The organism is Larkinella knui (assembly GCF_003858645.1).
In the GTDB taxonomy this organism is placed as follows: domain Bacteria; phylum Bacteroidota; class Bacteroidia; order Cytophagales; family Spirosomataceae; genus Larkinella; species Larkinella knui.
Genome location: NZ_RQJP01000003.1, coordinates 311815 through 336873 on the forward strand (window position 1 = coordinate 311815; position 25059 = coordinate 336873).

General features: G+C 49.3%; 27 protein-coding genes. 15 read left to right on the forward strand and 12 right to left on the reverse strand.

Annotation, left to right across the window (positions count from 1 at the left end):
• The first annotated feature begins 159 nt into the window (after positions 1 to 159).
• Positions 160 to 573 carry a LytR/AlgR family response regulator transcription factor gene (locus EHT87_RS15285; RefSeq protein WP_185716238.1) on the forward strand — a complete coding sequence of 138 codons (414 nt, stop codon included), beginning with the start codon at positions 160 to 162 and terminating at the stop codon, positions 571 to 573.
• 111 nt (positions 574 to 684) lie between these two features.
• Here the strand turns inward: EHT87_RS15285 and EHT87_RS15290 are convergent, their stop codons facing one another.
• A complete protein-coding gene (locus EHT87_RS15290) occupies positions 685 to 1374 on the reverse strand; it encodes an outer membrane beta-barrel protein (RefSeq protein WP_124907520.1) in 690 nt (229 codons plus the stop codon).
• Between the two features lie 162 nt (positions 1375 to 1536).
• Positions 1537 to 2229, reverse strand: a complete 693-nt coding sequence (locus EHT87_RS15295; RefSeq protein ID WP_124907521.1) for a porin family protein — start codon at positions 2227 to 2229, stop codon at positions 1537 to 1539.
• Between the two features lie 201 nt (positions 2230 to 2430).
• On the opposite strand from EHT87_RS15295, the gene radA reads away from it, so the two are divergent.
• Both radA and EHT87_RS15305 read left to right on the forward strand, forming a co-directional pair.
• Positions 2431 to 3804 carry a DNA repair protein RadA gene (gene radA / locus EHT87_RS15300; RefSeq protein WP_124907522.1) on the forward strand — a complete coding sequence of 458 codons (1374 nt, stop codon included), beginning with the start codon at positions 2431 to 2433 and terminating at the stop codon, positions 3802 to 3804.
• A 141-nt stretch (positions 3805 to 3945) separates the two neighbouring features.
• Positions 3946 to 4785 carry a sugar phosphate isomerase/epimerase family protein gene (locus EHT87_RS15305; RefSeq protein WP_229321118.1) on the forward strand — a complete coding sequence of 280 codons (840 nt, stop codon included), beginning with the start codon at positions 3946 to 3948 and terminating at the stop codon, positions 4783 to 4785.
• Between the two features lie 62 nt (positions 4786 to 4847).
• On the opposite strand, the gene EHT87_RS15310 is transcribed toward EHT87_RS15305, so the two are convergent.
• Positions 4848 to 5234, reverse strand: a complete 387-nt coding sequence (locus tag EHT87_RS15310; RefSeq protein WP_124907524.1) for a T9SS type A sorting domain-containing protein — start codon at positions 5232 to 5234, stop codon at positions 4848 to 4850.
• 318 nt (positions 5235 to 5552) lie between these two features.
• Between EHT87_RS15310 and pgeF the strand changes: the two genes are divergently transcribed.
• Together pgeF and EHT87_RS15320 are read left to right on the forward strand one after the other, a co-directional pair.
• Positions 5553 to 6317, forward strand: coding sequence for a peptidoglycan editing factor PgeF (gene pgeF / locus EHT87_RS15315; protein ID WP_124907525.1), 765 nt, complete (start codon positions 5553 to 5555; stop codon positions 6315 to 6317).
• 80 nt (positions 6318 to 6397) lie between these two features.
• Complete coding sequence (locus tag EHT87_RS15320; protein ID WP_124907526.1) at positions 6398 to 6655, forward strand: GlsB/YeaQ/YmgE family stress response membrane protein; 258 nt, start codon at positions 6398 to 6400, stop codon at positions 6653 to 6655.
• Between the two features lie 27 nt (positions 6656 to 6682).
• Here EHT87_RS15320 and EHT87_RS15325 read toward each other — a convergent pair whose 3' ends face one another.
• The gene (locus tag EHT87_RS15325; protein WP_124907527.1) at positions 6683 to 7450 is read right to left on the reverse strand and encodes a biotin--[acetyl-CoA-carboxylase] ligase; all 768 of its coding nucleotides are present in this window, start codon (positions 7448 to 7450) and stop codon (positions 6683 to 6685) included.
• Positions 7451 to 7552: 102 nt separating this feature from the next.
• Here EHT87_RS15325 and rsfS point away from each other — a divergent pair, with 102 nt between their 5' ends.
• Positions 7553 to 7936, forward strand: coding sequence for a ribosome silencing factor (gene rsfS, locus EHT87_RS15330; protein WP_124907528.1), 384 nt, complete (start codon positions 7553 to 7555; stop codon positions 7934 to 7936).
• 168 nt (positions 7937 to 8104) lie between these two features.
• The gene (ftsH, locus tag EHT87_RS15335; protein ID WP_124907529.1) at positions 8105 to 10135 is read left to right on the forward strand and encodes an ATP-dependent zinc metalloprotease FtsH; all 2031 of its coding nucleotides are present in this window, start codon (positions 8105 to 8107) and stop codon (positions 10133 to 10135) included.
• A gap of 110 nt (positions 10136 to 10245) precedes the next feature.
• On the opposite strand, the gene EHT87_RS15340 is transcribed toward ftsH, so the two are convergent.
• Complete coding sequence (locus EHT87_RS15340; RefSeq protein ID WP_124907530.1) at positions 10246 to 11019, reverse strand: hypothetical protein; 774 nt, start codon at positions 11017 to 11019, stop codon at positions 10246 to 10248.
• A 112-nt stretch (positions 11020 to 11131) separates the two neighbouring features.
• Here EHT87_RS15340 and EHT87_RS15345 point away from each other — a divergent pair, with 112 nt between their 5' ends.
• Positions 11132 to 11914: a UDP-2,3-diacylglucosamine diphosphatase gene (locus tag EHT87_RS15345; RefSeq protein ID WP_124907531.1), complete on the forward strand. Its 783-nt coding sequence runs from the start codon at positions 11132 to 11134 to the stop codon at positions 11912 to 11914.
• 23 nt (positions 11915 to 11937) lie between these two features.
• On the opposite strand, the gene EHT87_RS15350 is transcribed toward EHT87_RS15345, so the two are convergent.
• The gene (locus tag EHT87_RS15350; protein ID WP_124907532.1) at positions 11938 to 12669 is read right to left on the reverse strand and encodes a carboxypeptidase-like regulatory domain-containing protein; all 732 of its coding nucleotides are present in this window, start codon (positions 12667 to 12669) and stop codon (positions 11938 to 11940) included.
• 93 nt (positions 12670 to 12762) lie between these two features.
• Positions 12763 to 13596, reverse strand: a complete 834-nt coding sequence (locus tag EHT87_RS15355; protein WP_124907533.1) for a phosphatidate cytidylyltransferase — start codon at positions 13594 to 13596, stop codon at positions 12763 to 12765.
• Between the two features lie 167 nt (positions 13597 to 13763).
• Here EHT87_RS15355 and EHT87_RS15360 point away from each other — a divergent pair, with 167 nt between their 5' ends.
• Positions 13764 to 14279, forward strand: coding sequence for a hypothetical protein (locus EHT87_RS15360; protein WP_124907534.1), 516 nt, complete (start codon positions 13764 to 13766; stop codon positions 14277 to 14279).
• A 69-nt stretch (positions 14280 to 14348) separates the two neighbouring features.
• On the opposite strand, the gene EHT87_RS15365 is transcribed toward EHT87_RS15360, so the two are convergent.
• Together EHT87_RS15365 and EHT87_RS15370 are read right to left on the reverse strand one after the other, a co-directional pair.
• Positions 14349 to 14558, reverse strand: a complete 210-nt coding sequence (locus EHT87_RS15365) for a DUF2007 domain-containing protein (protein ID WP_124907535.1) — start codon at positions 14556 to 14558, stop codon at positions 14349 to 14351.
• Positions 14551 to 15507, reverse strand: coding sequence for a CPBP family intramembrane glutamic endopeptidase (locus EHT87_RS15370; RefSeq protein WP_124907536.1), 957 nt, complete (start codon positions 15505 to 15507; stop codon positions 14551 to 14553). Before EHT87_RS15370 ends, EHT87_RS15365 begins: the two co-directional genes overlap by 8 nt.
• A gap of 193 nt (positions 15508 to 15700) precedes the next feature.
• On the opposite strand from EHT87_RS15370, the gene dusB reads away from it, so the two are divergent.
• Positions 15701 to 16696: a tRNA dihydrouridine synthase DusB gene (dusB, locus tag EHT87_RS15375; protein WP_124907537.1), complete on the forward strand. Its 996-nt coding sequence runs from the start codon at positions 15701 to 15703 to the stop codon at positions 16694 to 16696.
• A gap of 8 nt (positions 16697 to 16704) precedes the next feature.
• Here dusB and EHT87_RS15380 read toward each other — a convergent pair whose 3' ends face one another.
• Together EHT87_RS15380 and EHT87_RS15385 are read right to left on the reverse strand one after the other, a co-directional pair.
• Positions 16705 to 17517 (reverse strand): glycosyltransferase family 2 protein, encoded by an 813-nt coding sequence (locus EHT87_RS15380; protein WP_124907538.1) that lies wholly within the window; start codon positions 17515 to 17517, stop codon positions 16705 to 16707.
• The gene (locus tag EHT87_RS15385; RefSeq protein WP_124907539.1) at positions 17514 to 18476 is read right to left on the reverse strand and encodes a glycosyltransferase family 2 protein; all 963 of its coding nucleotides are present in this window, start codon (positions 18474 to 18476) and stop codon (positions 17514 to 17516) included. Before EHT87_RS15385 ends, EHT87_RS15380 begins: the two co-directional genes overlap by 4 nt.
• 266 nt (positions 18477 to 18742) lie before the next feature.
• On the opposite strand from EHT87_RS15385, the gene EHT87_RS15390 reads away from it, so the two are divergent.
• The 4 genes from EHT87_RS15390 to frr all read left to right on the forward strand — a co-directional run bounded on the left by EHT87_RS15390 (position 18743) and on the right by frr (position 21687).
• A complete protein-coding gene (locus EHT87_RS15390; RefSeq protein WP_124907540.1) occupies positions 18743 to 19666 on the forward strand; it encodes a DMT family transporter in 924 nt (307 codons plus the stop codon).
• Between the two features lie 29 nt (positions 19667 to 19695).
• Positions 19696 to 20196 (forward strand): acyl-CoA carboxylase biotin carboxyl carrier protein subunit, encoded by a 501-nt coding sequence (locus EHT87_RS15395; RefSeq protein ID WP_124907541.1) that lies wholly within the window; start codon positions 19696 to 19698, stop codon positions 20194 to 20196.
• Positions 20197 to 20316: 120 nt separating this feature from the next.
• Complete coding sequence (gene pyrH / locus EHT87_RS15400) at positions 20317 to 21033, forward strand: UMP kinase (RefSeq protein WP_124907542.1); 717 nt, start codon at positions 20317 to 20319, stop codon at positions 21031 to 21033.
• Positions 21034 to 21126: 93 nt separating this feature from the next.
• Complete coding sequence (gene frr / locus EHT87_RS15405) at positions 21127 to 21687, forward strand: ribosome recycling factor (protein WP_124907543.1); 561 nt, start codon at positions 21127 to 21129, stop codon at positions 21685 to 21687.
• Positions 21688 to 21777: 90 nt separating this feature from the next.
• Here the strand turns inward: frr and EHT87_RS15410 are convergent, their stop codons facing one another.
• Entirely contained in the window at positions 21778 to 21978 is a 201-nt protein-coding gene (locus tag EHT87_RS15410) for a hypothetical protein (protein ID WP_124907544.1), read from the reverse strand.
• 657 nt (positions 21979 to 22635) lie between these two features.
• Between EHT87_RS15410 and EHT87_RS15415 the strand changes: the two genes are divergently transcribed.
• Positions 22636 to 25050, forward strand: coding sequence for a TonB-dependent receptor (locus EHT87_RS15415; protein ID WP_124907545.1), 2415 nt, complete (start codon positions 22636 to 22638; stop codon positions 25048 to 25050).
• Positions 25051 to 25059: the final 9 nt, after the last annotated feature.

Here is a 25059-nt window from a genome sequence, read left to right on the forward strand (position 1 = left end):
CGTACAATTTACAACCCAAAGGCTTGATTTTCAGCCGCTTAACCAACACGGTAAGCCACTGGAAATCAAGCCTTCTTTTTTAGTGAACGGCTATTTGGACTAGTTTTGTCATGTCAGTAACAACAAAAAACATAAACAAAACTCTAATCGCAAATCGCCATGGAATCGTTAGCATATCCTTCCTCTTCGACACTGCAACCGTTGTTTCCCCGGATGTATCAACGGAATGCCAATCGCATTGCGCTGCCTTACCTGAATCGTAACATTATGATCTCGGTGGATGACGTGGTTAGTCTGCACGGAGAAGGTAACTACACCTTCATTACGACGCGCGACAAAAAGCGGTATCTGGTTTCCAAAACCCTGAAAGCGTTTGAAACCATGCTGGATCAGACGATGTTCCTGCGCATTCACAAATCGACAATCATCAACCTGGCTTACGTGCAGTTCAGTGTTTTTGCCACGGAGCGGATCGTCCGGTTGACGGATGGCCAGGAGGTGACCATCTCCCGGCGCCGGATGAAGGAAATCAGCCAGCGGTTAAACTTCTTTATGCAATCCTTATTTAACTGATTGCTTTCGACACGACTACTTATTACGGTTTATTTTGGGTTAGTTGAGCAGAACAGCCGTTGTCGGCTCCCTTTGGGACGTGACAACGGCATGTTTTTTTGCCCTTTCCGCTCAAAACGCATACCCTAATGTCAACTGCCAAAGCGTCGATTTTGTCGTAAATCGCTCATCGTTTCCGGGCGTTTGAATACCAATTTGCGAGAGGTCCGACAGATTTCCTTCATACCGCAGATCGACCTGAAAACCGGCTAAACTCAAACCCGCTCCGGCCTGATACCCAAATACGGCCTGTTTAAACGTCTCATCGATTGGCTGCGTCGTATACTGTTTAAAGGAATCCTTCAGATTTTTATTTTCCGAAATCGTCAGCGACATCATTGGTCCGGCATTCAGGCGCAACGGACCGAGCTTGAAGCCGACCAACACCGGCACATCGAAGGTGGTAAATTTGACATCGATCGATTGGGTGGCCAGACCGGTTTGAATCAGATCGAATTTCCCGCCTTTCGCAGAAATCAGCAGTTCGGGCTGAAGGTAGAGTTTGCGGCCAAAACGAAAAAAAGCACCACCAACGATGCCGGTCGTGCGGTTATCGTTATTTCGAAAAAAGTCGTACACAATTTGCCCCCCCGACATCACCGGGATGCCGCCACTCGTTAACCGGGGTGTTTTCAACTCCAGGGAATTGAGTTGCGAGAAATTAGCGCCTACTTTCAGGCCAAAAGTGAAGAATTTGCCGCCCCCAAACTGGCCGAAAGAGAGGGAAGGCACCAGGGCGAGAATCCATAAAAAATGTTTCATTAGCGTTGTTTTTTGGATGAGAATACTTGGAAGGCAAATTACTGGAAAGGCCCCAATTCTGTTGCAGAAACTGTGCAAACGGTACTTCAACGGTATTCAAAAACAGCGCCCCGTAATCGGTAAAAACGATTACGGGGCGCTGAACGGAAGGCTTTATACGATTTAGAATAGTCGCAAAGCCAGGGTTACCTGCCACGACTTCAGCCGCTGGCTAAACTGGGCCGAATTGGCATCCCCGCCCAGATTCACGGCGGCCACATCGGACAAACCGCCTTCCCGACGGACGTCGATGCCCAGCCGTCCCAGATCGAGGCCAACCCCAACCTGATACCCGTAGGTCGCCTTGGCCAGTGCATTATTCAAACTGCCGGACGTATAATCCCGCAGGGCATCGCGCAGCTTCTGATCGTCGCTGATGCGGAACGATACGATTGGGCCGGCCACAACCCGGAGCGGACCACCTTTTAACCCAAGCAAAATCGGCACATCGAAATTGGTGGTTTTGATGGATACGGTTTCCGTGGTCGGCCGCCCGTCGATATCCCGAACAATATCAAATGAGCCCCCTTTCGACGAAACCAGCAATTCGGGCTGGAGGTAAATATTTTTTCCAAACCGGGTATAAATCCCGTAGGCCCAACCGGTTTTACTATTGAAACTTTCCTTCAGGTTATCGCGAATCGTCTGGCCGCTGACATTGACCTGGGGAGTTCCGTTGGCATTCAGCCGGGTGGTCACAAAATCGCCGGTCGTAAACTGCGACAGGTTCACCCCTCCTTTGATACCAAAACTAAACTGAGCAAACGTTAAGGTTGGAAGGATCATGACCAGACCCAAAAACAGGATTTTTTTCATCTGAAGCGAAGTTTGAGTGAATTGATAACGTGAACGATGGCAAATGTGCTATGCAAAACCAGTTTTTTTTGCTATATTGTTACTTTACGACTCCATCACTTTCTTTGCAGAAGCGAGTTTCTCACATGACACGTAACGGAGGATCTACCCCTATTTTGTCATCGCACCCTGCTTAGAAGCGCGATTGTAACCAAAGGTTTAATGGCAAAAACAAAAACAACTTTTTTCTGTCAGAATTGCGGCACCCAGGCTCCCAAATGGCTGGGCCGCTGCCCGGCTTGTGGCGAGTGGAACACCTTTGTGGAAGAGGTAATTACGAAGGAAGAACCCGTAGCCGGTAACTGGCGCCCCTCGGCTACCACCAAAACGGCCGCCAAGCCGAAAGCCATCCACGCCATCAATTATGAAGAACAGGAACGGACACTAACGCCCGATGCCGAGCTAAACCGGGTTCTGGGTGGCGGTATTGTTCCGGGGTCGCTGGTGCTGATTGGCGGAGAACCCGGTATTGGCAAATCGACCCTTCTCCTTCAAATTGCCCTGGGTTTAAACGACACGCGGGTCTTATACGTATCGGGGGAAGAAAGCGAACAACAGATCAAAATGCGCGCCGAGCGGTTGCCGGTTCCGGTCAGCGACTGCTACATCATGACCGAAACGTCGACGCAGAATATTTTCCGAACCGTCGAACATTTTGAGCCGGAAGTCCTCATTATCGACTCCATCCAGACCATGCATTCATCGCTGGTCGAGTCGGGGGCGGGCAGCGTTTCGCAGGTTCGGGAGTGTACCGCCGAATTTATGAAATACGCCAAGGAAAGTGGCACACCGGTTTTTATTGTCGGGCACATCACGAAAGATGGTTCGCTGGCGGGCCCCAAAGTGCTGGAGCACATGGTGGATACGGTTTTGACGTTTGAAGGGGACCGGCACACGACGTATCGGATTCTGCGAACCACCAAAAACCGCTTCGGGAGTACATCCGAACTCGGCATTTACGAAATGCAGGGTACGGGGCTCCGTCAGGTTACCAACCCTTCGGAAATCCTGATTTCCCAACGGGATGAAGCCCTGAGCGGTATTGCCATCGGCTCGATGGTGGAGGGAAACCGCCCGCTGCTGATCGAAATTCAGGCGCTGGTGAGCATTGCCAATTACGGAACTCCGCAACGGAGCAGCACAGGATTCGATGCGAAACGACTGCAGATGTTGCTGGCCGTTCTCGAAAAACGCGGGGGCTTTCGGCTGGGTCAGCAGGACGTATTTCTGAATGTGGCGGGTGGCCTGAAAGTGGAAGATCCGGCAATCGATCTGTCGGTTTGCGCGGCTATTGTTTCGAGTTACGAGGACATTTCCATTCCATCGTCCGTGGCGTTTGCCGCCGAGGTCGGTTTGGGGGGCGAAGTACGTGCCGTTCACCGCGTAGAATCGCGGATTTCGGAAGCGGAGAAATTGGGATTCAAGCAGATTTTTATTTCAAAATACAACATAAAAGGGCTCGATTTTAGCAGTTACAAAATCAAAATCCAGCCGGTCAGTAAACTGGATGAGGTTTTTCAGGGTGTTTTGATGTAACTGTTTTTCCGATCGGAACGAGTAGACAAACCCGTCAGTGGAGGCCAAAAGAAAACCTGGTTAATCACGGAAATACCGTAATCCGGGTTTAGATTTCTTTTACTTTTACGGTGTAAAATAAATCCTGACTACATGAAACGCATGAAAAACGTTGTGCTCCTGGCCGGTTTGCTGGCTTTCTGCACCTTATCATCTTTTGCTCAACGCAATCCTGAAGACAAAGCTGGCTGGAAACTCGGCTCCCAATCGTATTCCTTCCGCCTGTTCACCTTCGCCGAAGCAATCCGTAAAATCGATAGCTGCGGACTGAAATACGTCGAGGCCTTTCCGGGTCAGACCATCGGTGGTGGTATTGAAGGCAAAATGGACTTTAAAATGGATGCGGCAACCCGCCAGGCCGTAAAAAAAATGCTACAGGACAAAGGGCTGACACTGGTTGCCTTTGGTGTGGTCAATGCGCCCAACGAAGCCGACTGGAAATCGTTGTTCGAATTTGCCAGAGATTTGGGCATTACCAACATCAACACCGAACCCAAGGTGGAACAGATGCCTTATATTGGCCGTATGGCCGACGAATACAAGATCAACGTTGCGCTTCATAACCACCCAAAACCGTCGCATTACTGGCATCCCGACTCGGTGCTGGCGGTTATCGGCACGAGCAAATACGTAGGTTCCTGCGCCGATATTGGCCACTGGGTTCGGTCGGGTTTGGATCCGGTCGATTGTCTAAAAAAATTGCAGGGCCATATTTTGGGTATGCACTTTAAAGATGTGAAAAAAGATTCGCCGGATGGCAAACACCACGATGTAATCTGGGGAACTGGCGATTGCAAAGTGGATGCGGTCATTGCCGAACTCAAACGCCAGCGTTTCAAAGGCCCGATTTCGGTGGAATATGAATACCACTGGGAAAACAACGGTCCCGAAATTGCCGAAAGCGTAAAGTACTTTCGAAGCGCTTACAACAAGGTTCAGTAAACCAAAAAGAGCCCCAATCGCAGGATCGGGGCTCTTTTTATGAATTGGGAATTGCCGGATTATCAGCGCAATGAAATTAAACGCTCAGGTTGAACCGGTGTTTTGGTTTGAAGGTTAACTTCTTTGATGACCTGTGAAGCGCCATCGCCTACAACTATTTTGTACGTTCCATCTTCCAGCTGGCTCAGGTCAAAACGGGTACGAGTAGCCGTTTCGTTTTTATTCAACCGGTGAGTAGCCAGAACCAGCCCTTTGGCGTCCAGAAGTTGGACGTTCAGGAAAGAGCCTTTTTCTTTGGCAACCAGTACATTTACTTTAGCTGCTTCCAATGAAGGATACATGCCAACCTGGTATGAACCAGCGGCTTTTTCGTTGTCGGTATTGGCAAAAGTTACGGTGGATGCGCTTACCGCCAGCGCTACGAATACGGAAAAAATGAACTTTTTCATGGTGTGTGTTTTTACGTGTTATTTGTTGTTTACGTCTTGATTGACGATTCAAATATAGCAGGGTAATTCAATGCTGAACGACACAAAGTACGCTAACGGTTGATCGAAACAGACGAACGGTTTATTTTATTGATGAGTAATCAAACGGCAATCGCCAAAAACAAAGATAACACACAGATAATCAGACAATTAACTTAGCATTTAATACTGCATTTTCAAGAAATAGGCTTATAAAAAGCGGGAATTATGGGTCTTAATTCAAAATTTTGATGAGCTAAAGATGGATAATGCAGAATTATATACAACCGATGATGCGAAATGACGGCCTTAGAAACCCTTCACTTGATTCCCACGGTTTTTCAACCCTTTCGGAACGTAACTGCCGCCGAAAGTACGCGTCATGGCGGAGTCAGCCCTTTGCCATTCGCGTCACTCAATGTTGGCCTGAATACGGCGGATGCGCCCGAAAATGTGCAGGAAAACCGTCGGCGCTTTTTTGCCAGCCTCGCTATTGATCCCGAACAGGTCGTTTCTTCGCACCAGGTTCACCAGGATCGTATTCTGAAAGTCACTGAACCGGGACGGTTTGAAGGGTATGACGCCCTGATTACCAACCGCCCCGACCATTTCCTGACGGTTACGGTGGCCGACTGTACCCCCATTTTGATTTATGATGCCGGTCAAAAAGCCGTTGCCGCCATTCATGCCGGTTGGCGCGGCACGGTAGCGCGAATCGTCGAAAAAACCGTTGCCGCCATGCAGGAGCAATTTGGTACGCAGCCCGCCGACTGCTACGCCTATGTTGGAACGTGCATCGACCTGTGTTCCTTTGAAGTAGGCAATGAAGTGGCCGACCAGTTTGACAAGGCGTATAAACAGTTCGACCCTGCGCAACAGAAGTTTCGGATCGATTTGAAAGCCGCCAATGTGGCTCAACTCGCCAAAGCCGGTCTTCCGATGGGTCAAATTGGAATCTCGCCGTATTCAACGGTTTTACACAACCTGGATTTTTATTCCTATCGGGCCGGGAACGGAACTACGGGCCGGATGCTGGCGGTAATCGGCATTCGTTCAGCCGAATGATGCCATCAGCCCGGAGGTGCCGGTAAACAAACCGGCTCATTCCGAGTTCTATTGGCTACAAACTAAACTCTTCAAACGCCATGGGACTGTTAATGACTATTCTGGTAGGCGCCATTGCCGGGTGGCTGGCGGATATCGTTTTTAAGCGCTTCTCATTCTCCTTATTCACGGAGATTTTACTCGGAATTGCCGGAGCCTTTGTTGGCGGCTGGATTTTTGGGAACACATTTTCAACGGGCGCCGGTGGCCTTCTCGACCGGGTTTTGACCGCCTTTGTCGGTGCGGTGATCATTTTGGGTATTGCAGCTCTCATTAAAGGATCACGCAAGACCACCTGATCCGATTTGCATGTCACTCGTCAGTGATCAATCGATCACAAACTCCACTTCTTTAAACGCGAATAATCGCAGTTTTTCCCCTACCTGAATCGCTAATCGACCGGTTTCCTCCACGCCGACGATGATTCCTCGAAAGCGTATGCCTTCAGCAATAAAATCACTTTCTTCCTGGTAACGGAATAAACGTTGCAGGTAATTCGTTTTTAACAAATCACGTTGACCCGATCGTAAAGCCAGATACCGGCCTTCGAGCGACTCTGCCAGCGATGGAAATAACTCGGGCAGAACGAAATCCTGGTCATTTGGTGTTTCATTACTGAGGGATGTCGCAGTTGGCGTTTGAAACCGGGTTTGATTGATATTTAGCCCAATGCCGACCACCGACCAAGCGATTGTATAGCCATAAAGCGTATTTTCAATTAAAATTCCACCAATTTTACGCTGTTGTACATAAAGATCGTTCGGCCACTTTATTTTCAGCCGGTCGCCAACATAACCAGACAGCCAATCACTGATACCGAGTGAAACGGCGATGTTTAGCCAGAATTGTTCAGAAGCCTGTAAGAACGAAGGTTGTAAGATGACCGAAAATGTCAGGTTCTGATTGGGCTGTGCTTCCCACTGGTTCCCCCGCTGGCCTCGCCCGGCGGTTTGGTTACCGGTAATGACGACCGCTCCGTCCAGGGCGGTTTCGGTAGCAATGAGGTCGGCGGCAACGTCGTTGGTTGACTGACAAGTTGGCAGATAATTAATTTTTTGACCAAGAAAAAGGGTTTTGGGTCGAAACTTGTACAAATTTTTAATACATTTAGTTGGATGAATGCCGAATTATGGTGCAAAATCTGGTAAATAGCCACGTACCCGCTGCTTTCGGTCTTTGCAATTTAAACCAGTAGCATGAGAATTAATAAACAAAAGGACTTATCATCCGAAGAATTGTGCAAACTCGTCGTGAAGGGAATGCAGGAAAAGAAAGCCGTTGACATTGTTGTCATGGATCTGCGCGACGTAAAAAATGCAATTTCTGACTACTTCGTTATCTGCTCGGGGAACTCCGATACGCAGATCGACGCCATCGCCGATTCTGTCGAAGAAGAAGTATTCAAAGCCAGTCAGATTAATCCCTGGCATGAGGAAGGAAAAATGAATCGGGAATGGATTCTTCTTGACTATGTGGATGTGGTTGTCCATGTTTTCAAAAAAGAACGCCGGGTTTTTTATGACCTCGAGCAACTTTGGGGTGACGCTGAAATCCACCTGGTGGAGGAAACCTTTGCCTGATAAAAACGGTCTGATCCGAAAGGCAGGTAATTGAACGAGTGCTTATCCGCTCATACGACCATCTACCCCGGTTACTCTCCGCTTATCGAAACCCGAACTCAGTAGAAACAATCCATTGCCAAATGGTGTTTCCTTTTTTGTGTATTTAGCCGTAATTCTGTTGCAAAAATGCCTGATAATAATAGAAATCCACTTTCACCCAGAACTCCCCGTCGGCCCAACTTCCAGGGCTGGATTGTAGCGATCCTGATTGCAGCGATCCTCGGGATAACCTTTTTCAACCGCAGCAGCGCCGTCCGGGAGACGACCATCCGCGGATTTGAAAAGATGGTTAAGAATAAGGAAGTCGAAAAGATCGTCATTGTGAACAATGATGTTGTAGAAGTGACCCTGACTCAACAGGCGCTCCAACAGAAATATCGTACTCAGTTCCAGGACAAATCCTATTTCAATTCCGAATCCGGTCCCCATTTCAGTTTCCGGGTATCGTCGGCCGAGTCTTTCAAAAAAGACCTGGATCGCATTCAGGAGGGGGTTCCTGACAACGAGAAAATTGATTACAAAATCGAACAGCGCAGCGACTGGAGCGGTTTTCTGCAAACGTGGGGCTTCTTCATCGTCATGATTCTGGCCATGTATTTCCTGCTGGGAAGGATGTCGGGAGGAGCCGGACCGGGTGGTCAGATTTTCAACATCGGAAAATCAAAAGCCGCCTTGTTTGATGCTGAAAACCGGGTCAAGATTACGTTCAACGACGTTGCGGGCCTGGATGAAGCCAAAGAAGAAATTAAAGAAATTGTCGATTACCTGAAAAATCCGACGAAGTTTACCAAACTCGGCGCCAAAATTCCAAAAGGGGCTTTGCTGGTAGGACCTCCGGGTACGGGTAAAACGTTGCTGGCAAAAGCCGTTGCGGGCGAAGCGGGCGTTCCGTTCTTCTCGCTGTCGGGTTCCGACTTTGTCGAAATGTTTGTCGGTGTAGGGGCCGCCCGCGTTCGGGACTTGTTCAAGCAAGCCAAGGAAAAAGCACCCTGTATCATTTTCATCGATGAAATCGATGCTGTTGGCCGCTCACGTGGCCGCGGATCGATGCCGGGAGCGAACGACGAGCGTGAAAATACGCTAAACTCACTCCTGGTTGAAATGGATGGTTTTGCTACCGATTCCGGTATCATTATCCTGGCCGCTACCAACCGCCCCGATGTATTGGATTCGGCTCTGCTGCGTCCCGGTCGGTTCGACCGCCAGATCAGCATTGATAAACCGGATATTGTTGGCCGGGAAGCCATTTTCAAGGTTCACTTGAAACCGATCAAATTGGATCCGGATGTCGATCCCAGAGAATTAGCGGCTCAAACGCCGGGCTTTGCTGGTGCCGACATTGCCAATGTGTGTAACGAAGCGGCCCTGATTGCCGCCCGCCGGAATAAAGAATCGGTCGATATGTCGGATTTCCAATACGCGATGGACCGTGTTATTGGTGGTCTGGAAAAGAAAAACAAGCTTATTGCGCCGGAAGAAAAAGAAATTGTGGCTTACCACGAAGCCGGTCACGCGGTAACGGGCTGGTTCCTGGAACACGCTGATCCGCTGGTCAAAGTGACTATTGTACCGCGTGGTGTGGCCGCTTTGGGTTATGCGCAGTATCTGCCCCGTGAACAGTATTTATACCGCACCGAACAGCTCATCGATGAAATGTGTATGACGCTGGGTGGCCGTGCCGCTGAAGAAAATGTATTTGGTAAAATTTCGACCGGTGCCCTGAGCGATCTCGAACGGATTACCAAGCTGGCGTACAGCATGGTGACGATGTACGGTATGAATGACAAAATTGGCAATGTTTCGTTTTACGATTCAAAACAAAGCGAATACCAGTTCAATAAACCGTATTCTGAAGCAACCGCCGAAGCCATCGACGATGAAGTTCGCAAAATAATCGATCAGGCGTATGTCCGGACGAAAGCGCTTCTCGCTGAAAATCGCGAAGGATTGGAAGCCGTAGCGAAGGAATTGCTTGAGAAAGAAATTCTTTTCCAGAAAGATCTGGTTCGCATTCTTGGTAAGCGTCCTTTCCAGAAAGAGACTACATACCAGGCTTATAAAAATAACAGTGAAGTGGTTGAGGAGGAAATCGGTACCAACAGTAAACCGGAGCAAACTCAACCCCTGCCAACGCCGGATCTGCCAGCCCTGTCTTAATCAGGAGATCTGATCCCATTTGAAACAAAGAAAGCCGACTCTCGTCGGCTTTCTTTGTTTTGGAATAAGCGGAAAATTAAATGGCGGAGTTGGGTTGATCCGCATCAAAATCACTCTTTAAATCGATACCCGGTTACATCGAAAAAGTGGCTGGTTGGGCCAAAATAAATAAGTTTCAGTGTACTCGTGGCCGGTTTTCCGTTCACTTTTTCAGAATAGTATTCTTTTTTAGACTGCACCAGTAATTCATTGGGTGCCAGTGACGCGGAGAAATTAATGCTATGGGCATCCGGCAGTTTGGCTTCCAGTGCGAGTTCATTGAACAGGTACAGGGGGTAGGAGTTGAACGGAACTTCGGCTACCCAAAGCCATTCAGTGTCTTTACGGCCCAGGCTGGCGGTATATTCGGTCGCCGTGAGCCCATATTGGCTCCCTTCACGACCCGTAGGGCGATACCGTTTCTGGAACCGGTTCCGGCAGGCATCGGCGTGATTCGGGGCATAATAAGACCGTCCGACGTTATACCGCATAATAATCTTTCCTTCATACTTGTCGGCAACATAAACCCGGTAGCTTCCGTCGGCCTGCCCGGTTACGAAAGTATACCCGCCTACTACGCCGGGAAAACTTAGATTGGCCAGTTTCCGGTCAAACCCAAACTGACCGGTTTTTGTGTTCAACAACACCTGATACCGAACCACAGACCCATTATAATCGGTTTGCTCATAAACCAGTACACGATCAAAAAGCAACTTTTCAACTGCTGCGGGCTTATTTTTCGTTACCATCGCCAACTGCGATTGGGCTTGTGCCGACTGGCCTCCCTCCTCCGATAAGCCCATCAATCCTACTAAACCAACTAACGCAATAAACCGTTTTTTCATATCATCTCTTCAAACTAGGGGTTAAACGACGGTCTCGTCTTTGAGATTGCAATATGCGAGTTTCGGAGGTAAAGAAGCAATGTGTTACCTTTGTATTCCTGAAAAAATATTCATGCTTTCTATTGAACACCTAAAGCTCCCACCGGACCGAGCTGTTTACTTTGCTTCCGACTTTCATTTAGGAATGCCCACCCCCACACTCAGTCGCGAGCGGGAACGCCGGGTTATTCGCTGGCTCGATGCGGTTAGTGCAGACGCCGAAGCCATTTTTCTGGTCGGCGATGTGTTTGATTTCTGGTTTGAATATAAACACGCCATCCCGAAAGGATTCAGCCGTCTCCAGGGAAAACTGGCCGAATTGTCAGACCGTGGTGTAAAACTGACCCTCTTCTCCGGAAATCACGATATGTGGATGGCGGATTATTTTACCGAAGAAATGGGCATACCGGTTTACAGGCTGCCGAAATCTTACCAGATTGGCGACAAACATTTCCTGATTGGCCACGGCGACGGCCTTGGCCCCGGCGATTTTACGTACAAGCAGCTCAAAAAAGTATTTGAAAATGGGCTGGCCCGCTGGCTTTTTCGCTGGCTACACCCCGATCTCGGCTTGCTTTTTGGCAATGGCTGGTCCCGAAACCGCAAAGCGTCCGATCACAACAAACCCGATCTTTTCAAAGGCGACGAACAGGAATGGCTCTGGCAATATTGCAGGGAAATAGAAAACCGCCAGCACCACGATTACTACATCTTCGGGCACCGTCACCTTTCTTTGGATCTGAAAGTGGCCGAAAATAGCCGGTATATCAATTTGGGAGAGTGGATCAATCTCAATACGTACGCCCGGTTTGACGGACAAACGACCCGGTTATTGACGTTTGAAGAAGCCCGGTAGCCTATAGAGAGCTACCGGAAAGCTCAGTTGTTTTTCAGAATATCCTGCCGCGACAATCCTTCCGGCGGAGTCGCATTGAGTTCCTGCCGGAAGTCTTTTTTCTTCAGATCCCCGTTTTTGACCGATTTGATAAAACTGGCCCAGGCGAACGGATTCAGGAACGGAATGGTCGTCAGCTGGCCGCGGCCCGTCATGGATTCGCGGCCAAACCATTGCTGGTTGAGGTAATACCGGTAATTACCGGCCGCGCTCATCGGAGTCAGGGCGGCCAATCGCTGCATAGACTCGGCACTGAGGTTGCGGGCCATGTTTTCCCGCTCTTTTTCATCCGGCAACTTCAGATTGACAAAAGCCTGTTTGAAGAGTTCTTCGGTAGGATACGGATAGACTTTTACTTCCGTCAGCATTTGCACATCTTCCTGCATAGCCACAACCGCCGAATAGGACTGCTCCGTGAGCCTCCGCGGAATGATGTGATACTGCTTTTTAAAACCGAGGTAACTAAACACGATGCTATCGCCCGGCAAAACCGGAATGGCAAAATAACCAATGCTGTTGGACAACACGCCACGACCAGCCCGCGGAATGGAAATATAGGCTTCCGGCAAGGGCTCCGACGTTTTCCCGGCCGTTATAATCCCGGTAAACATGATGAGTTTTTCCTGCCCCTGCGCCCGAACAGCGGTACGGCCCGTCAAAACAAATGCCGACGCGATGGCCAGAACGGTTACTATTTTTATAAACGAAGTCTTCATGTCTCAATCTTAAAACGCCGGTCTTGAAGGCGTATTGTCTATCATTCTGTTGCGCCCGACAGCGAGATGGCAACGCCAGGCCCTGTCCAATTTTTACGCAAACAGTTTCAAAAAGGTAATAATAAACGGGGCAGCCAGTAAAAGCCCGTCGAAACGATCCAGAAAACCCCCGTGCCCCGGAATCGTCGAGCCGGAATCCTTGATGGCGATGCTGCGTTTAAACAGCGATTCGACCAGATCACCGTAGGTACCCGTTACAACGATAATCGCTCCCACACAATACCATTCCCAGGGGCGAAGATCATCGACAAAAATAGTTAAAAAAAACGCGATGATGGCAGCCGCCAGGGCCCCGCCAACGGATCCTTCCCACGATTTTTTGGGTGACACCCGTTCAAATAATTTCCTCCGTCCGAATTTAGTGCCGGCAAAATACGCCCCGATATCACTCGCCCACAACAGCAGCAGGCAACCCAGCATCAAGCCCGGATGGTAGGTGCCGCCCCGCAACGCCAGTACGTTCAAAAGCGCAAACGGTACGGCCACGTATATCAACCCCAGGAATGTAAATCCAATGTTGGTAAATGGTTTTAAATCCCGCTTTTTATATAACTTAATTAAAAAGATCATGGATGCCGCCGGACAGATCAGAAAGTAGCTGTCGTAATCAACGATTTGTTTTTCAATTAGATACGTCAGAAAACAGATCAAACAACCCACCGCTGTGCCGTAATACGTCAGCGGTTGATTGCCATCCAGACCGAGCAATTTGTAAAACTCCAGTTGTGTCAACGCACTGATTGCACAGAACAACAAAGCAAACGTCCAGTCACTATACCAGATACCAAATATGATGATGATGACACCGCCAGCAGCCGCAATTACGCGTTGTTGCAGGTTCGTCATCCGATTCAAACGTGCTTTCATGTAGTAATTTAACTACAAATCAGGGTGGTTTATCCGGCGAAAATAACAAAATACGAACAGGTCATTCATACATCGGTTTCTCTTTCCGTCTATTTTTATCTTTATTTACAGTTCTCAATCAAAAGAGTTCAATTCGTCACTGTTCTACTCTCCGATCCCCGTCCTGTATGTTCTTTGTTCTGCTTGGTCTGTTTTTTCAATTGGCAGGAAACGGTCAACAACCGGATACTGACATTCGCTCACTCCGTTGGGGCATGACCAGCAAAGAGGTTCAATCCGTGGAACAATCGACTCCTTTTCGCATTACTGACACGACACTCCAATACCGCCAGCACTGGTTTTATAATTTTCCGGTTTCGGTAAAATTTGCCTTCGTTAACGATCAACTGGCAGGTGCACTGTATATTTTTACCGATCGGCACATCCGCGCTCAACAACATTGGGACGACTACCAGGCCCTTTTCAAGATCTTGTCGGATCGTTACGGCACGCCCTCCGGCGATTACTGGTCCTGGAATTATCCGTTGTATAAAGACCGCCCCGACCATTATGGTGATGCCGTTTTGCTCAGCCATCTGAGCCGGTCGACCGTTTGGGAAACCCCCCGAACGGTGATTACACTCGAAATGTCCGGTAAACCCAAAGAAGGCATCTATACGGTTATCTCTTATGCGAAAAAATGACCGTGAGAAGTGGATGGCCAAACGGAAATGGGATACCATCCCTTCCGTTCAGAAGTCCCCATTCTCCTTTTAATACTCTAAATCGGCTGAAATCAGGTGGATTTTGGCAATAGCGGCATCCTCTGCCTGTACATAGACCTCACAATTTCCCAAGAGGTAATTACTGTCTTTCTTATTGACGACAACAGCATTGATTTTGTGTTCGGCTAGCAACACTTTTGCCAGTTCGGCGCGGTAGGTGGTAGGTGTCACCAGTACTTTTTCCCACTGATCAGACATATGGCTGGGACGGCGATTGATTCGTTTTTCGAAAAAAGGCTAAGAAACCTATTGTTAAAAGTAATGAAATTAACGCGCCGGTCAAAGGAACCGAATTCGTATTTTCGATATCGACCGAAATCATCCGACGGTGGTATAACCAGACCATCAAAACCGTAAACCCGTTGTTAACCGCGTGTGCCAGAATTGGCACCCAGATATTCCCCGACCACACATAAATGTAGCCAAACAAGGCTCCGAGCAGCGCCCGGGGCACAAAACCGTAAAACTGGACGTGAATGGCACTAAAAATCAGAGCCGATAACCAGATCGCTACGTGAACATTTCCGGTCCACTGGGCCAGTTTCCGCTGCACCATTCCCCGAAACAACACCTCTTCGCCAATACCCGGAATGACGGCGATCACCAGCAACGCAATGACCAGATCGAGTGGCGACGTAAAATTGGTCAGAAAGGTCGTCAGACCCGTCATTTGGTCTTCCTTTTGCTTCATCCATTCTTCAAGACCGGCGAGCATCTCCGGAAAGTCCATGTTCTGGTTCCATTCGATCATCAACCCGTTGAAGGGCATGAACGTAATCGTCAGCAGGGCAATCAGACCCAGTGACTGAACCATCGGTAACGGACGGACATTGAATTCCGACCAGGGGCGATGTTCGATCAAACGGAGGTATACCAGACAGGGTAGCAGAAATGAGCACAAATGACTCACGGCCTGAATCAGCATCAGTAAATGCCAGCTTCCCGGATAGCTGGCGGGATTGGTCAAAATGTCGGTTATATCGGCAACGGATTTGCTCCCATTTGCCGAAGCCCAGCCGGCGATAAACAGCCCGGCCAGCAAACCGCCCAGTGACATCCCCAGCAAAACAAACCCCAGCAGAACCAGCAGGCTACGAAATGGATGCAAGGGAGGATTGGGCGAACGGGTTGGGCGGAAGTTTTCCATAATTGATGTAAATTTACGCCCAAACCCGTAAGGAATTTAAAACCAGACCGGTTTTTTCTAAAATAGTCCGGCCGGTTTGATCATTAAATCAATACGGGGTTTTAAAGCAGCGTTTTAACCCGCACCAGCCAGCCGTCGTTTGGTTTGCGGGAATTCGGCAGAACATCTTTTGAAAATACAGTGTTAGCGGTATATGGTTAAAATCGGAACAATCGAACTGGGTGAATTCCCGCTGCTGCTGGCTCCTATGGAGGACGTGAGCGATCCGCCGTTCCGGGCGGTTTGTAAAGCCAATGGGGCAGATTTAATGTATACGGAGTTCATCTCATCGGAAGGACTCATCCGCGACGCGGCCAAGAGCGTCCGGAAGCTGGATATTTTTGAATACGAACGTCCGATTGGCATTCAGTTGTTCGGGTCAGATATTGAAACGATGCAGGCCTGCTCCGAAATTGCAACCCGCGCCAATCCGGATCTGATCGATATCAATTACGGCTGTCCCGTTAAAAATGTGGCTTGCCGGGGCGCCGGGGCGGCTTTGTTGCAGGATATTCCGAAAATGGTCAAAATGACCGAAGCCGTCGTGAAAGCCACCCATTTGCCCGTAACGGTAAAAACACGTCTGGGCTGGGACGATAACACGCGGAATATTCTGGAAGTAGCGGAACGATTACAGGATATTGGTATTCAGGCCCTGACGGTTCACGGTCGGACGCGGGTGCAAATGTATAAAGGGGAAGCCGACTGGACCTTGATTGGCCGGGTCAAAGAAAATCCCCGTATCAAGATTCCTATTTTTGGAAACGGCGATATTGATAGCCCCGAAAAAGCACTGGCGTACAAAAATCGGTATGGCGTTGACGGGATCATGATCGGACGGGCCAGCATCGGCTATCCGTGGGTTTTTAACGAAATCAAACACTTTCTGCGAACGGGCGAACACCTGGCCCCTCCTTCACTAGCCGACCGTGTGGCGGTTTGCAAGCAGCATCTCGATTTTTCCATTCGCTGGAAAGGTGAAAAAACCGGTATTTTTGAGATGCGCCGGCACTATACGAATTATTTTAAGGGTCTGGAAAACTTTAAACCGTTCCGGCTCCGGCTCGTTCAGGCAGAAACGGCAGGAGAAATTGCCGGTATTCTGAATGAAATCAGTGAACTATACGAGGCCGAACTGATCAGGTTGTAGGACTGGTCCTACAACCTGTCGAACGCCAGTTCCGGTCTGGTTTTCAGCTTTTCGTCGCCGTCGTGCAGTTCCTGAAGCTTCGAATATTTGATAACCGGATAAACCGCCGATAATAAAGCCCAGACAAAACCGGGATACCCATCGAGTAGCCCACCTTTGAAAAAATAGATTTTCAGAAACGTAAACAGGAAGCGTAGTCCTTGCAGGGGGATATTGGCTTTCTTGTGCCGTAAGGCCATTTCTTCGGCACTTAGGGTAGTATACTGATTCATTTTCAGCACATAATCGTGTAGCGATCCGTAACTGTAATGAATCAAAAGGCCCGAAAGCTGGCCAATGGGCCCTTCCACCTGGACGGACTCATGAACGGGTACGGGCGTGATATGGCCTTTCCGCCGGTTGAATAGCCGCAAAACCGGTTGGCGGTTTTGGCCGCTATGCTGTAAAACCCGGCCCAGAAAAATCAGGTTTCGGGGCAGTGTATACCCGGCACAAATCGGTAAATCACTGATAAACAAGGCAGCAATTTCGTTGGCGAGTTGCTCGGATACGATTTCGTCGGCGTCGAGCACCAGCACCCAATCGTTTTTGGCCTGATTGACGGCATATTGTTTCTGAGACCCGAAGCCGTTAAACTTGCGGTAGATAACCCGGCAATTAAACTGTCTGGCAATGTGCAGGGTCGCATCGGTGCTTCCCGAATCGACAATGACAATCTCATCGGCCCACTCCGCTACGGACTCCAGTGCCTGTTTTAATGTTCTTTCGGCATTCAGCGTAATTACCACAATGGAAATGGGCACTCTTCCGGGAATTTTCATAATGGCTGTAATGAAATAGTTAGCTGATGATCAACTGATTGGCTGGAAATAACGGTTAATCCCTGACGATAGCGCAAGCTTTCGCGACCGGGCGAGCCGCGCAGGATAAACCAGGCCAGCTGAGCAAAATGACTGCTTTTAAAGGCTTTTCTACCCACTTTCAACGTATAAAAAAACTGAAGCGACACCTGTTTGAGTAGTGTCTCATTTTTACGGAAATAATAGAAAAGAGAAATGTAATATTCTTTTTCAATGAGCAGATTCTTCCGGGTGCTTCCTCCGCCCAAATGCCGGAACCGCACATCCGGAACCAGCATGGCTTTCCACTCCCGCTCCCGGAGCCGTCGGCACAGATCTTCTTCCTCACAGTATAGAAAATAGGCAGGATCAAATCCGCCAACCTGCCAGTAAGCCAGCGACCGCACAAAAAGAGCGCTACCGGTTACAACCGGCACCCGAACCGGTTCCCGGTATTTTTGCCAACGGGGCAGATAATCGGCCGGATTGAACCACCGGACCACGGCTTGACCCAGCAATTTTTCGCTTAACGTAGGAAAATAATTGAACGACGGCTCATGGTCATTCGTCCGGTTTATCGCCTGGCCCGTACAGACGCCCACCGATTTATTTTCCTCCATAAACGCGTATAACCGGCTGCAAACATCATCCAGCAACTGGCAATCGTTATTCAAGAAAAAGTAGTACAGTGATGCGGGATCAACGTGCTGTAAACCCAGCATATTTCCCCCGGCAAAACCGAGATTAACCCGACTCCGTATCAACTTTAAAAACGGCAGTTTTGTCAACGAATACAAGCGGCCGAAATCCTCGGTTTGCGAACCATTATCCACAACAACAATCTCATAATCAGCGATCTGTGTCTGCTCCCGGATGGAGGCAATGCAATCCTGTGTATGTCCGCTGGAGTTGTAATTCAGAATAATAATGGACACTTTCATACCCGGTCTGAGACAGATAAGTTTCTAGCTATACGCTGATTATTTTTATTGTTTTGTAGAGATGGGGCACTACTTGTCAGGACAGGAATCCAGCAATTAGCGTTGCATACGGATACGTTAAAAATTCAAAAACCGTTGCGCCACAATGAATTACAGGTAGCAATGAAAACTCCATTCGGCGGTAATAGTTTCTATTCCAGCCATTTGGCCAGCAACTATTTAGTCACCGGTAGAACCAAAGGGCCTCGTCTGGTGGTTTTCGAAATATGACAAAACCATTTACCGAAAATTCTTTCCCTGCCACAGAACCCGTTTCGGCTCCCCAGTCGAAACGCCTGCTTCATGCCTGGTTACTTCTCATTCTGGTCGCTTTGATCTGGGGTACGTCATTCATTCTGATTAAACACAGCCTGGAATCTTTCTCACCAATGCAGGTCGGAACGGGGCGCATTTTTCTGGCTTTTCTCTTTTTCCTGCCGTATCTGGTCGTTCGGGGAAAACAGTTTCCGCGCAGCCGCTGGCTTCCGCTACTGGGTTCGGGGCTGCTCGGCTACCTGATTCCCGCCATTCTGTTTGCCACCGCCGGTGCGCACCTGAACAGTTCACTGGCCGGGACGCTCAACGCGCTCAGTCCGCTGTTTACGTTTCTGATCGGCGTACTGTTGTTCGGTAAACGGGCCAAACTCTTGCAGGTCAGCGGTATTCTGCTGGGGTTTGCCGGATCGGTTTTCCTCGTATTTTTTAGCGCCACAGGGTCATTTTCCTACAATGGCTACGCGTTTTTAATTGTTTTGGCCACGCTTTGTTACGGTTTCAACATCAATATTGTAGCCCGGTATCTGACCGATTTACCGGCGTTATTATCGACGGCATCCACATTTGCCATGGTCGGCCCCCTGGCGTTGCTCGGTCTGGCAACCACTGATTTTCCGACGCGGGCCGTTGCGCCGGGCTCCACCCCTGCCCTGCTGATGCTGATCACCCTCGGTATGGTTGGCTCCGGTTTTGCCACGATCCTGTTTAATCGGATAATTCAATTAACTTCCGGTGTTTTTGCCTCCACGGTGACGTATTTAATCCCGGTCGTTGCCGTAATTTGGGGGCTTTTCGACGGCGAACCGCTCCACTGGCCGCAGGTTGCCGGTATGGGAATCTGTTTGCTGGGTGTCTATTTAATCAACAAAAAATAACTGAGCCTTAACCCCTAACCTCCTTGTCCATGTTCCGCACTTCCGTAAACGATCAGGAATCGTTTGAAATCGATTTTTCCAGTGATCAACCGGTTTTGAACGGCCAGCCTTTCCAGTGGGATCTGGTTCGTCTCAACGACCGGATGTTTCATATCCTGCATAACAATCATTCGTATACCGCTGAACTTCTGGACCTCGACGCCAGGGAGAAAACCGCTACCCTAAAAATCAACCAGTCGGTTTACGCAGTTAAACTACAGGATCGCTTCGATTTGCTGCTGGAACAAATGGGCATGAGCGCGGCCAGTCTGACCAAAATCAACGACATTAAAGCGCCTATGCCGGGCCTGATTCTAAGCCTGAGCGTTCAACCCGGCGATGCGGTCCGTAAAGGGGATACGGTGTTGATTCTGGAAGCGATGAAGATGGAAAATGTCATCAAATCCCCCGCCGACGGCACCATAAAATCCGTCCGCATCAGCCGGGGGCAAACCGTCGAAAAAAACCAGGTATTAGTGGAATTTAGTTAAGCGTTACCCGGCAAGAGTTAAACGCTGGTGACGCCTTCTGACACGTCAGGGCCTTTTTAAGTCTTCAGGCATAACTCCTAACGTTTAACTTTTACTATCTTTGTCGCCAAACTTTCCTTCATGACTCAACTCAAATATAAACGCATTCTGCTTAAGCTTAGCGGAGAAGCCCTAAGCGGAGAAAAAGGGTACGGTATTGATCCGGCGGTTTTGGAAGCCTACAGTCTGGAAATCAAGCAGGTTGTTCAAATGGGTGTTCAGGTTGCCATCGTCATCGGCGGGGGCAATATTTTCCGGGGAATCCAGGGTGAACGCAGCGGTATGGACCGGGTTCAGGGCGATTACATGGGCATGCTGGCCACGGTGATCAACGCCATGGCCATTCAGAGTTCCCTCGAACAACACGGTTTGTATACGCGCGTGATGTCGGCCATCAAAATGGAACAGGTCTGCGAGCCATATGTGCGCCGTCGGGCTGTCCGTCACCTTGAAAAAGGCCGTATTGTCATTTTTGGAGCCGGAACCGGGAATCCCTACTTCACCACCGATACGACAGCCAGCCTGCGGGCCATCGAAGTTGAAGCGGATGTGGTATTGAAAGGCACCCGTGTCGACGGCGTTTATACCGCCGATCCGTTCAAAGACAAAACCGCCACCCGGTATACCACCATTTCATTTCAGGACGTTTACGAAAAGAAACTGAATGTGATGGACCTGACGGCTTTTACATTATGCAAAGAAAACAACCTGCCGATTATCGTTTTCGATATGAATAAATCAGGCAATCTGATTCGGCTGGTCGAAGGCGATGACATTGGTACACTGATCACCGGATAAATTTTTGACAAAATGATGAATGATGGACGATGAATAGAATCGGTGCAAAAATTCATCGTTCATCATTCCTAATTCATCATTATTTTTAAATCAATGGAAGAGATTGAGCTTTATCTCGAAGACGCCCGGGATACGATGGAAAAGGCGTTGAAGCATTTGAACATCGAGTTATCCAAAATTCGGGCGGGCAAGGCGTCACCCTCCATGCTGGACGGCCTTCAGGTGGAGTATTACGGCATGAATTCTCCCATTCACAATGTCGCTTCGGTCACCACACCTGATGCGCGAACCATCGCCATCAAGCCTTTCGAAAGGAAAATGATCAGCGAAATTGAGAAAGCCATCCGGAACAGCAATCTGGGATTATCGCCAACCAACGACGGCGAAAACATCCGTCTCAATATTCCGGCTTTAACGGAAGAACGACGCCGGGACCTGGTTAAAAAAGTCAAAGCTGAAATTGAAGTTGCCAAAGTTAACATCCGCAACATCCGAAAAGATACCAACGACGGCATCCGTAAACTGACGAAAGAAGGCGTTTCGGAAGATGAAGTGAAGAAGGGCGAAGAACGCGTTCAGAAACTTACTGACAGCCACATCGCCAAAATCGATGAAATTTTTGCCGCAAAGGAAAAAGACATTATGGTGGTTTAGATACCTTAAATACAAACACCGAACGGCTGAACATTACCTGTAAACTTCAACTTTTGCAGGTAACGTCCAGCCGTTCGGTGTTTAGAAGCATTACCTCGCTTCTTTTGATTCCACCGGCCCGGAATCGTCCTCTTTTCCTTCAACCAGTTCAGTCCTGATTCCAGTATCGTTATACCGGTCTTTCTGCGTAGAGAAAATGGGGCCTGCTCCGCCAATACCGATGCCCATCAAAGCGAGCAGAATAAGCACACCCAAGCCCGCCAGCTTTAGCAGCTTTTTAAGTTTTTTCATACCAAAATATCTGATAACCGGCTGTCGATCAACAGCCTGATGACTTTTTAAGATAGTTTAAAGAAGACTGATGGTGTCCATCAGTGGAGGTGTAACTAGACCCGGCAGAAAGCCACGGCATCCTCGTCGGAGCTTTGGGGAATGGTCTTGACAGGAAGAAAGTTGCAAGCCGGTTTACGGGCAACTACCGGCTTTGAAAAAGTCCTGAATTTCGTTTTTTCGAGTTGATTGAACACGATTAAAACGGGCACCTGATTTAAAAATGGAGCTCGAAAGACAGCCTTTTTTACGGTTACCTTTCGGCGGTATTTGAAACGGAAAGGTTTCGTAGAAGTTACCGGCCGGGTTGAAGCGACGGACTCAATCCGTATCGGCCATTGCCTGAACGCGGAATCGCCAAAACTCCCCCAAAGCAGAAACAGCCCGCAAAACAGCGTTACGAACAGTACCCATTCTGCCAGCCGATCCCGGTAGTTCATTTTCTGAAAATCAACCATTTCGCCCGCAAGTTAGGTTAATTTTTAATGGCAGCACCGGTTTTAACCCCTGATTGTTCCCGCAGCCGAATGTTAGCCAACTAGTTCAAAACAATCCTGCTATATTGCAAATCTTTCATTTGTTGCTATCTTGTATCAAGATCTAAACCCGTTCTGATTTGTGACCTTTTTACGCCTTTCAACCCACCTCATCGCGCTTGGATTCGCTATTTTCTGCAGTGCCACTGGCGCACTCGCCCAGTCTACGCTTTCCCGGGTCATTTCCGGGTATATTCGCGAAGCCGGCACCAACAAACCCATCAGCGGTGCCTCCGTATTTGTTCAGGAAACCCGCCGGGGAGCCATCACCGACCGCGAAGGATTTTATAACCTCACCGTTGCCAGTGGCACCTACACCCTGTCAATTTCGCACCTGGGCTACATCCGTTTTGAGCAAAAGGTTACCGTCCCTCCCAATCGCAACCTGAACAACATCAGCCTGTTACCCGATACCCAACTCTTGAATGAAGTAACGGTAAAAACGGAATCGACGGATCGGAATGTCAAAAAAGTCGAGATGGGCGTCACGCAGTTACCCATTCAAAGCATCATCAAAATGCCGGCTCTGATGGGCGAAGTCGATATTGTGCGGAGTTTGCTGCTCTTACCGGGCGTAACCACCGTGGGCGAAGGCGCCACCGGGCTCAATGTTCGGGGAGGCAGTGTGGATCAGAATCTGGTGCTGCTAGACGATGCGCCCATCTACAATTCATCGCATTTGATGGGGTTTTTCTCGGTATTCAATCCCGACGCGATTCGCGATGTGACCCTGCAAAAAGGCAGTCTGCCCGCCCGGTATGGCGGGCGAACGTCGGCCGTTCTCGACGTGCGGACCAAAGAACCTGATCCCGAAAAATTGCGGATCAGCGGTGGGGTTGGACTGATCTCGAACCGGCTGGGAATCGAAGGTCCCCTTGCCGGTCGAAAGCTTACGTTTTTTGCCGATACGCGCCTGGCGATCAATAACTTTCTTTTCAAACTCGGGCCGGCCGGAATTCGGGATGTGAAAGCCAGCTTCTATGATGTTACTGCGAAGCTAAAATACCTGCCTAACGAACGCAATACCGTCTATCTGTCGACCTACGTCAGTGACGACCACTTGCTGCTGCCTTCAGATTCCCTGTTGTCGGTCGATGTGTCTTCCACGCAAACGGGCTTCGATTACCAGACCGCCAATGGTTCACTGAAATGGATACATACCTTCAACAACCGCCTGATTATGAACCTGTCCGCCGTAGTTTCGCGCTACCGGTCGGCCACCAGCGTACCCGACACGAGCAACGAATTCCGGTTGCAATCGGAATTGTTATCGAAAATTGGCAAGCTTGAATTCAATTATCAAACCGATCGCCACCACTGGTCCTTTGGTCTTCAGGCCACCCATTACCAGTTGTTACCCAACACCCTGACGCCCGGTCCGGTATCCAACGTCCAACCGGTTCATCTGCCTGCCGAACAGGGTCTGGAAGCCGGTATCTATGCCGAAGATGAAATCAATTTGAATGAAAAAACGTCGCTTATTGCCGGATTACGGTATTCGCATTTCCTATTCCTCGGCCCAACCGAAGTACGTACTTACGCACCCAATGGCCCGCGTCGACCCGAAACACTGGCCAGTCAGGAGCTGGTGGCACGGGGATCGGTTGCGCAACACTACGGCGGTTTTGAACCGCGTCTCGCCCTGCGCTGGGCCCTGCAATCGGATCGTTCGCTGAAATTTTCATATACCCGAACCCGCCAGTATCTACAGCTGATCTCGAACACGACGGCGGCATTGCCCACCTCGCGCTGGAAAATGAGTGATAACCACATTCGCCCCCAGGTGGCCGATCAACTGTCGGCGGGTTATTTTCGCAATTATCACAACGACACGTACGAGGTTTCCACCGAGGTTTATTATCGCCGAAGCCAGCATGCGATCGACTACCGCGACGGGGCCAAACTCCTGCTGAATCCAACCCCCGAAATCGATCTGGTGCAGGGCCGGGGCCGGGCGTACGGCGTGGAGTTGATGTTAAAAAAGAACAAGGGTTTTCTGACGGGCTGGGCCAGTTATGCCTACACGCGAACCCAACTGCTGATCGACGGCCCGTACGTCGGTGAGCGGATCAATAACGGCCTATGGTATCCCGCCAATTTTGACAAACCGCACGCGGTAAACGTGCTGGCAATCTACCGGCCATCGCTCAAGTTTACATTTTCGGCCAATTACACCTACAGCACGGGCAGGCCGGTGACGGTCCCTTACGCCAAAGCCCGGGTTAATAATCTGATCACCCTACCGGTTTACCTCGACCGCAACCAGCAGCGCATTCCGGATTATCACCGGCTGGACATTTCGCTTACGTGGGAAAAAAATCCGGCTCGAAAAACGCACTACTGGTATAGCTGGACCTTCTCGGTATACAACCTTTACGCCCGAAAAAACGCCTATTCCGTGTTCTATCGGTTTAGCAGCTACTCCGCCGGTGACGCCAATAAGTTATCCATTTTTGGGTCCGCGATTCCGTCACTGACCTACAATTTCAAGTTATAACTACGACCG

Bases quoted from the DNA above. Each gene is read 5' to 3' on its own strand.
- EHT87_RS15385 (WP_124907539.1), bottom strand. From the start codon at position 18,476: ATGAAAGTGTCCATTATTATTCTGAATTACAACTCCAGCGGACATACA.
- dusB (WP_124907537.1), top strand. From the start codon at position 15,701: ATGGTTAAAATCGGAACAATCGAACTGGGTGAATTCCCGCTGCTGCTG.
- EHT87_RS15310 (WP_124907524.1), bottom strand. From the start codon at position 5,234: ATGAAAAAGTTCATTTTTTCCGTATTCGTAGCGCTGGCGGTAAGCGCA.
- EHT87_RS15285 (WP_185716238.1), top strand. From the start codon at position 160: ATGGAATCGTTAGCATATCCTTCCTCTTCGACACTGCAACCGTTGTTT.
- frr (WP_124907543.1), top strand. From the start codon at position 21,127: ATGGAAGAGATTGAGCTTTATCTCGAAGACGCCCGGGATACGATGGAA.
- EHT87_RS15350 (WP_124907532.1), bottom strand. From the start codon at position 12,669: ATGAAGACTTCGTTTATAAAAATAGTAACCGTTCTGGCCATCGCGTCG.
- EHT87_RS15410 (WP_124907544.1), bottom strand. From the start codon at position 21,978: ATGAAAAAACTTAAAAAGCTGCTAAAGCTGGCGGGCTTGGGTGTGCTT.
- EHT87_RS15370 (WP_124907536.1), bottom strand. From the start codon at position 15,507: ATGGAAAACTTCCGCCCAACCCGTTCGCCCAATCCTCCCTTGCATCCA.
- EHT87_RS15355 (WP_124907533.1), bottom strand. From the start codon at position 13,596: ATGAAAGCACGTTTGAATCGGATGACGAACCTGCAACAACGCGTAATT.
- EHT87_RS15390 (WP_124907540.1), top strand. From the start codon at position 18,743: ATGACAAAACCATTTACCGAAAATTCTTTCCCTGCCACAGAACCCGTT.
- radA (WP_124907522.1), top strand. From the start codon at position 2,431: ATGGCAAAAACAAAAACAACTTTTTTCTGTCAGAATTGCGGCACCCAG.
- EHT87_RS15345 (WP_124907531.1), top strand. From the start codon at position 11,132: ATGCTTTCTATTGAACACCTAAAGCTCCCACCGGACCGAGCTGTTTAC.
- EHT87_RS15305 (WP_229321118.1), top strand. From the start codon at position 3,946: ATGAAAAACGTTGTGCTCCTGGCCGGTTTGCTGGCTTTCTGCACCTTA.
- EHT87_RS15290 (WP_124907520.1), bottom strand. From the start codon at position 1,374: ATGAAACATTTTTTATGGATTCTCGCCCTGGTGCCTTCCCTCTCTTTC.
- EHT87_RS15295 (WP_124907521.1), bottom strand. From the start codon at position 2,229: ATGAAAAAAATCCTGTTTTTGGGTCTGGTCATGATCCTTCCAACCTTA.
- EHT87_RS15340 (WP_124907530.1), bottom strand. From the start codon at position 11,019: ATGAAAAAACGGTTTATTGCGTTAGTTGGTTTAGTAGGATTGATGGGC.
- pgeF (WP_124907525.1), top strand. From the start codon at position 5,553: ATGACGGCCTTAGAAACCCTTCACTTGATTCCCACGGTTTTTCAACCC.
- pyrH (WP_124907542.1), top strand. From the start codon at position 20,317: ATGACTCAACTCAAATATAAACGCATTCTGCTTAAGCTTAGCGGAGAA.
- EHT87_RS15360 (WP_124907534.1), top strand. From the start codon at position 13,764: ATGTTCTTTGTTCTGCTTGGTCTGTTTTTTCAATTGGCAGGAAACGGT.
- EHT87_RS15320 (WP_124907526.1), top strand. From the start codon at position 6,398: ATGGGACTGTTAATGACTATTCTGGTAGGCGCCATTGCCGGGTGGCTG.
- rsfS (WP_124907528.1), top strand. From the start codon at position 7,553: ATGAGAATTAATAAACAAAAGGACTTATCATCCGAAGAATTGTGCAAA.
- ftsH (WP_124907529.1), top strand. From the start codon at position 8,105: ATGCCTGATAATAATAGAAATCCACTTTCACCCAGAACTCCCCGTCGG.
- EHT87_RS15395 (WP_124907541.1), top strand. From the start codon at position 19,696: ATGTTCCGCACTTCCGTAAACGATCAGGAATCGTTTGAAATCGATTTT.
- EHT87_RS15380 (WP_124907538.1), bottom strand. From the start codon at position 17,517: ATGAAAATTCCCGGAAGAGTGCCCATTTCCATTGTGGTAATTACGCTG.
- EHT87_RS15365 (WP_124907535.1), bottom strand. From the start codon at position 14,558: ATGTCTGATCAGTGGGAAAAAGTACTGGTGACACCTACCACCTACCGC.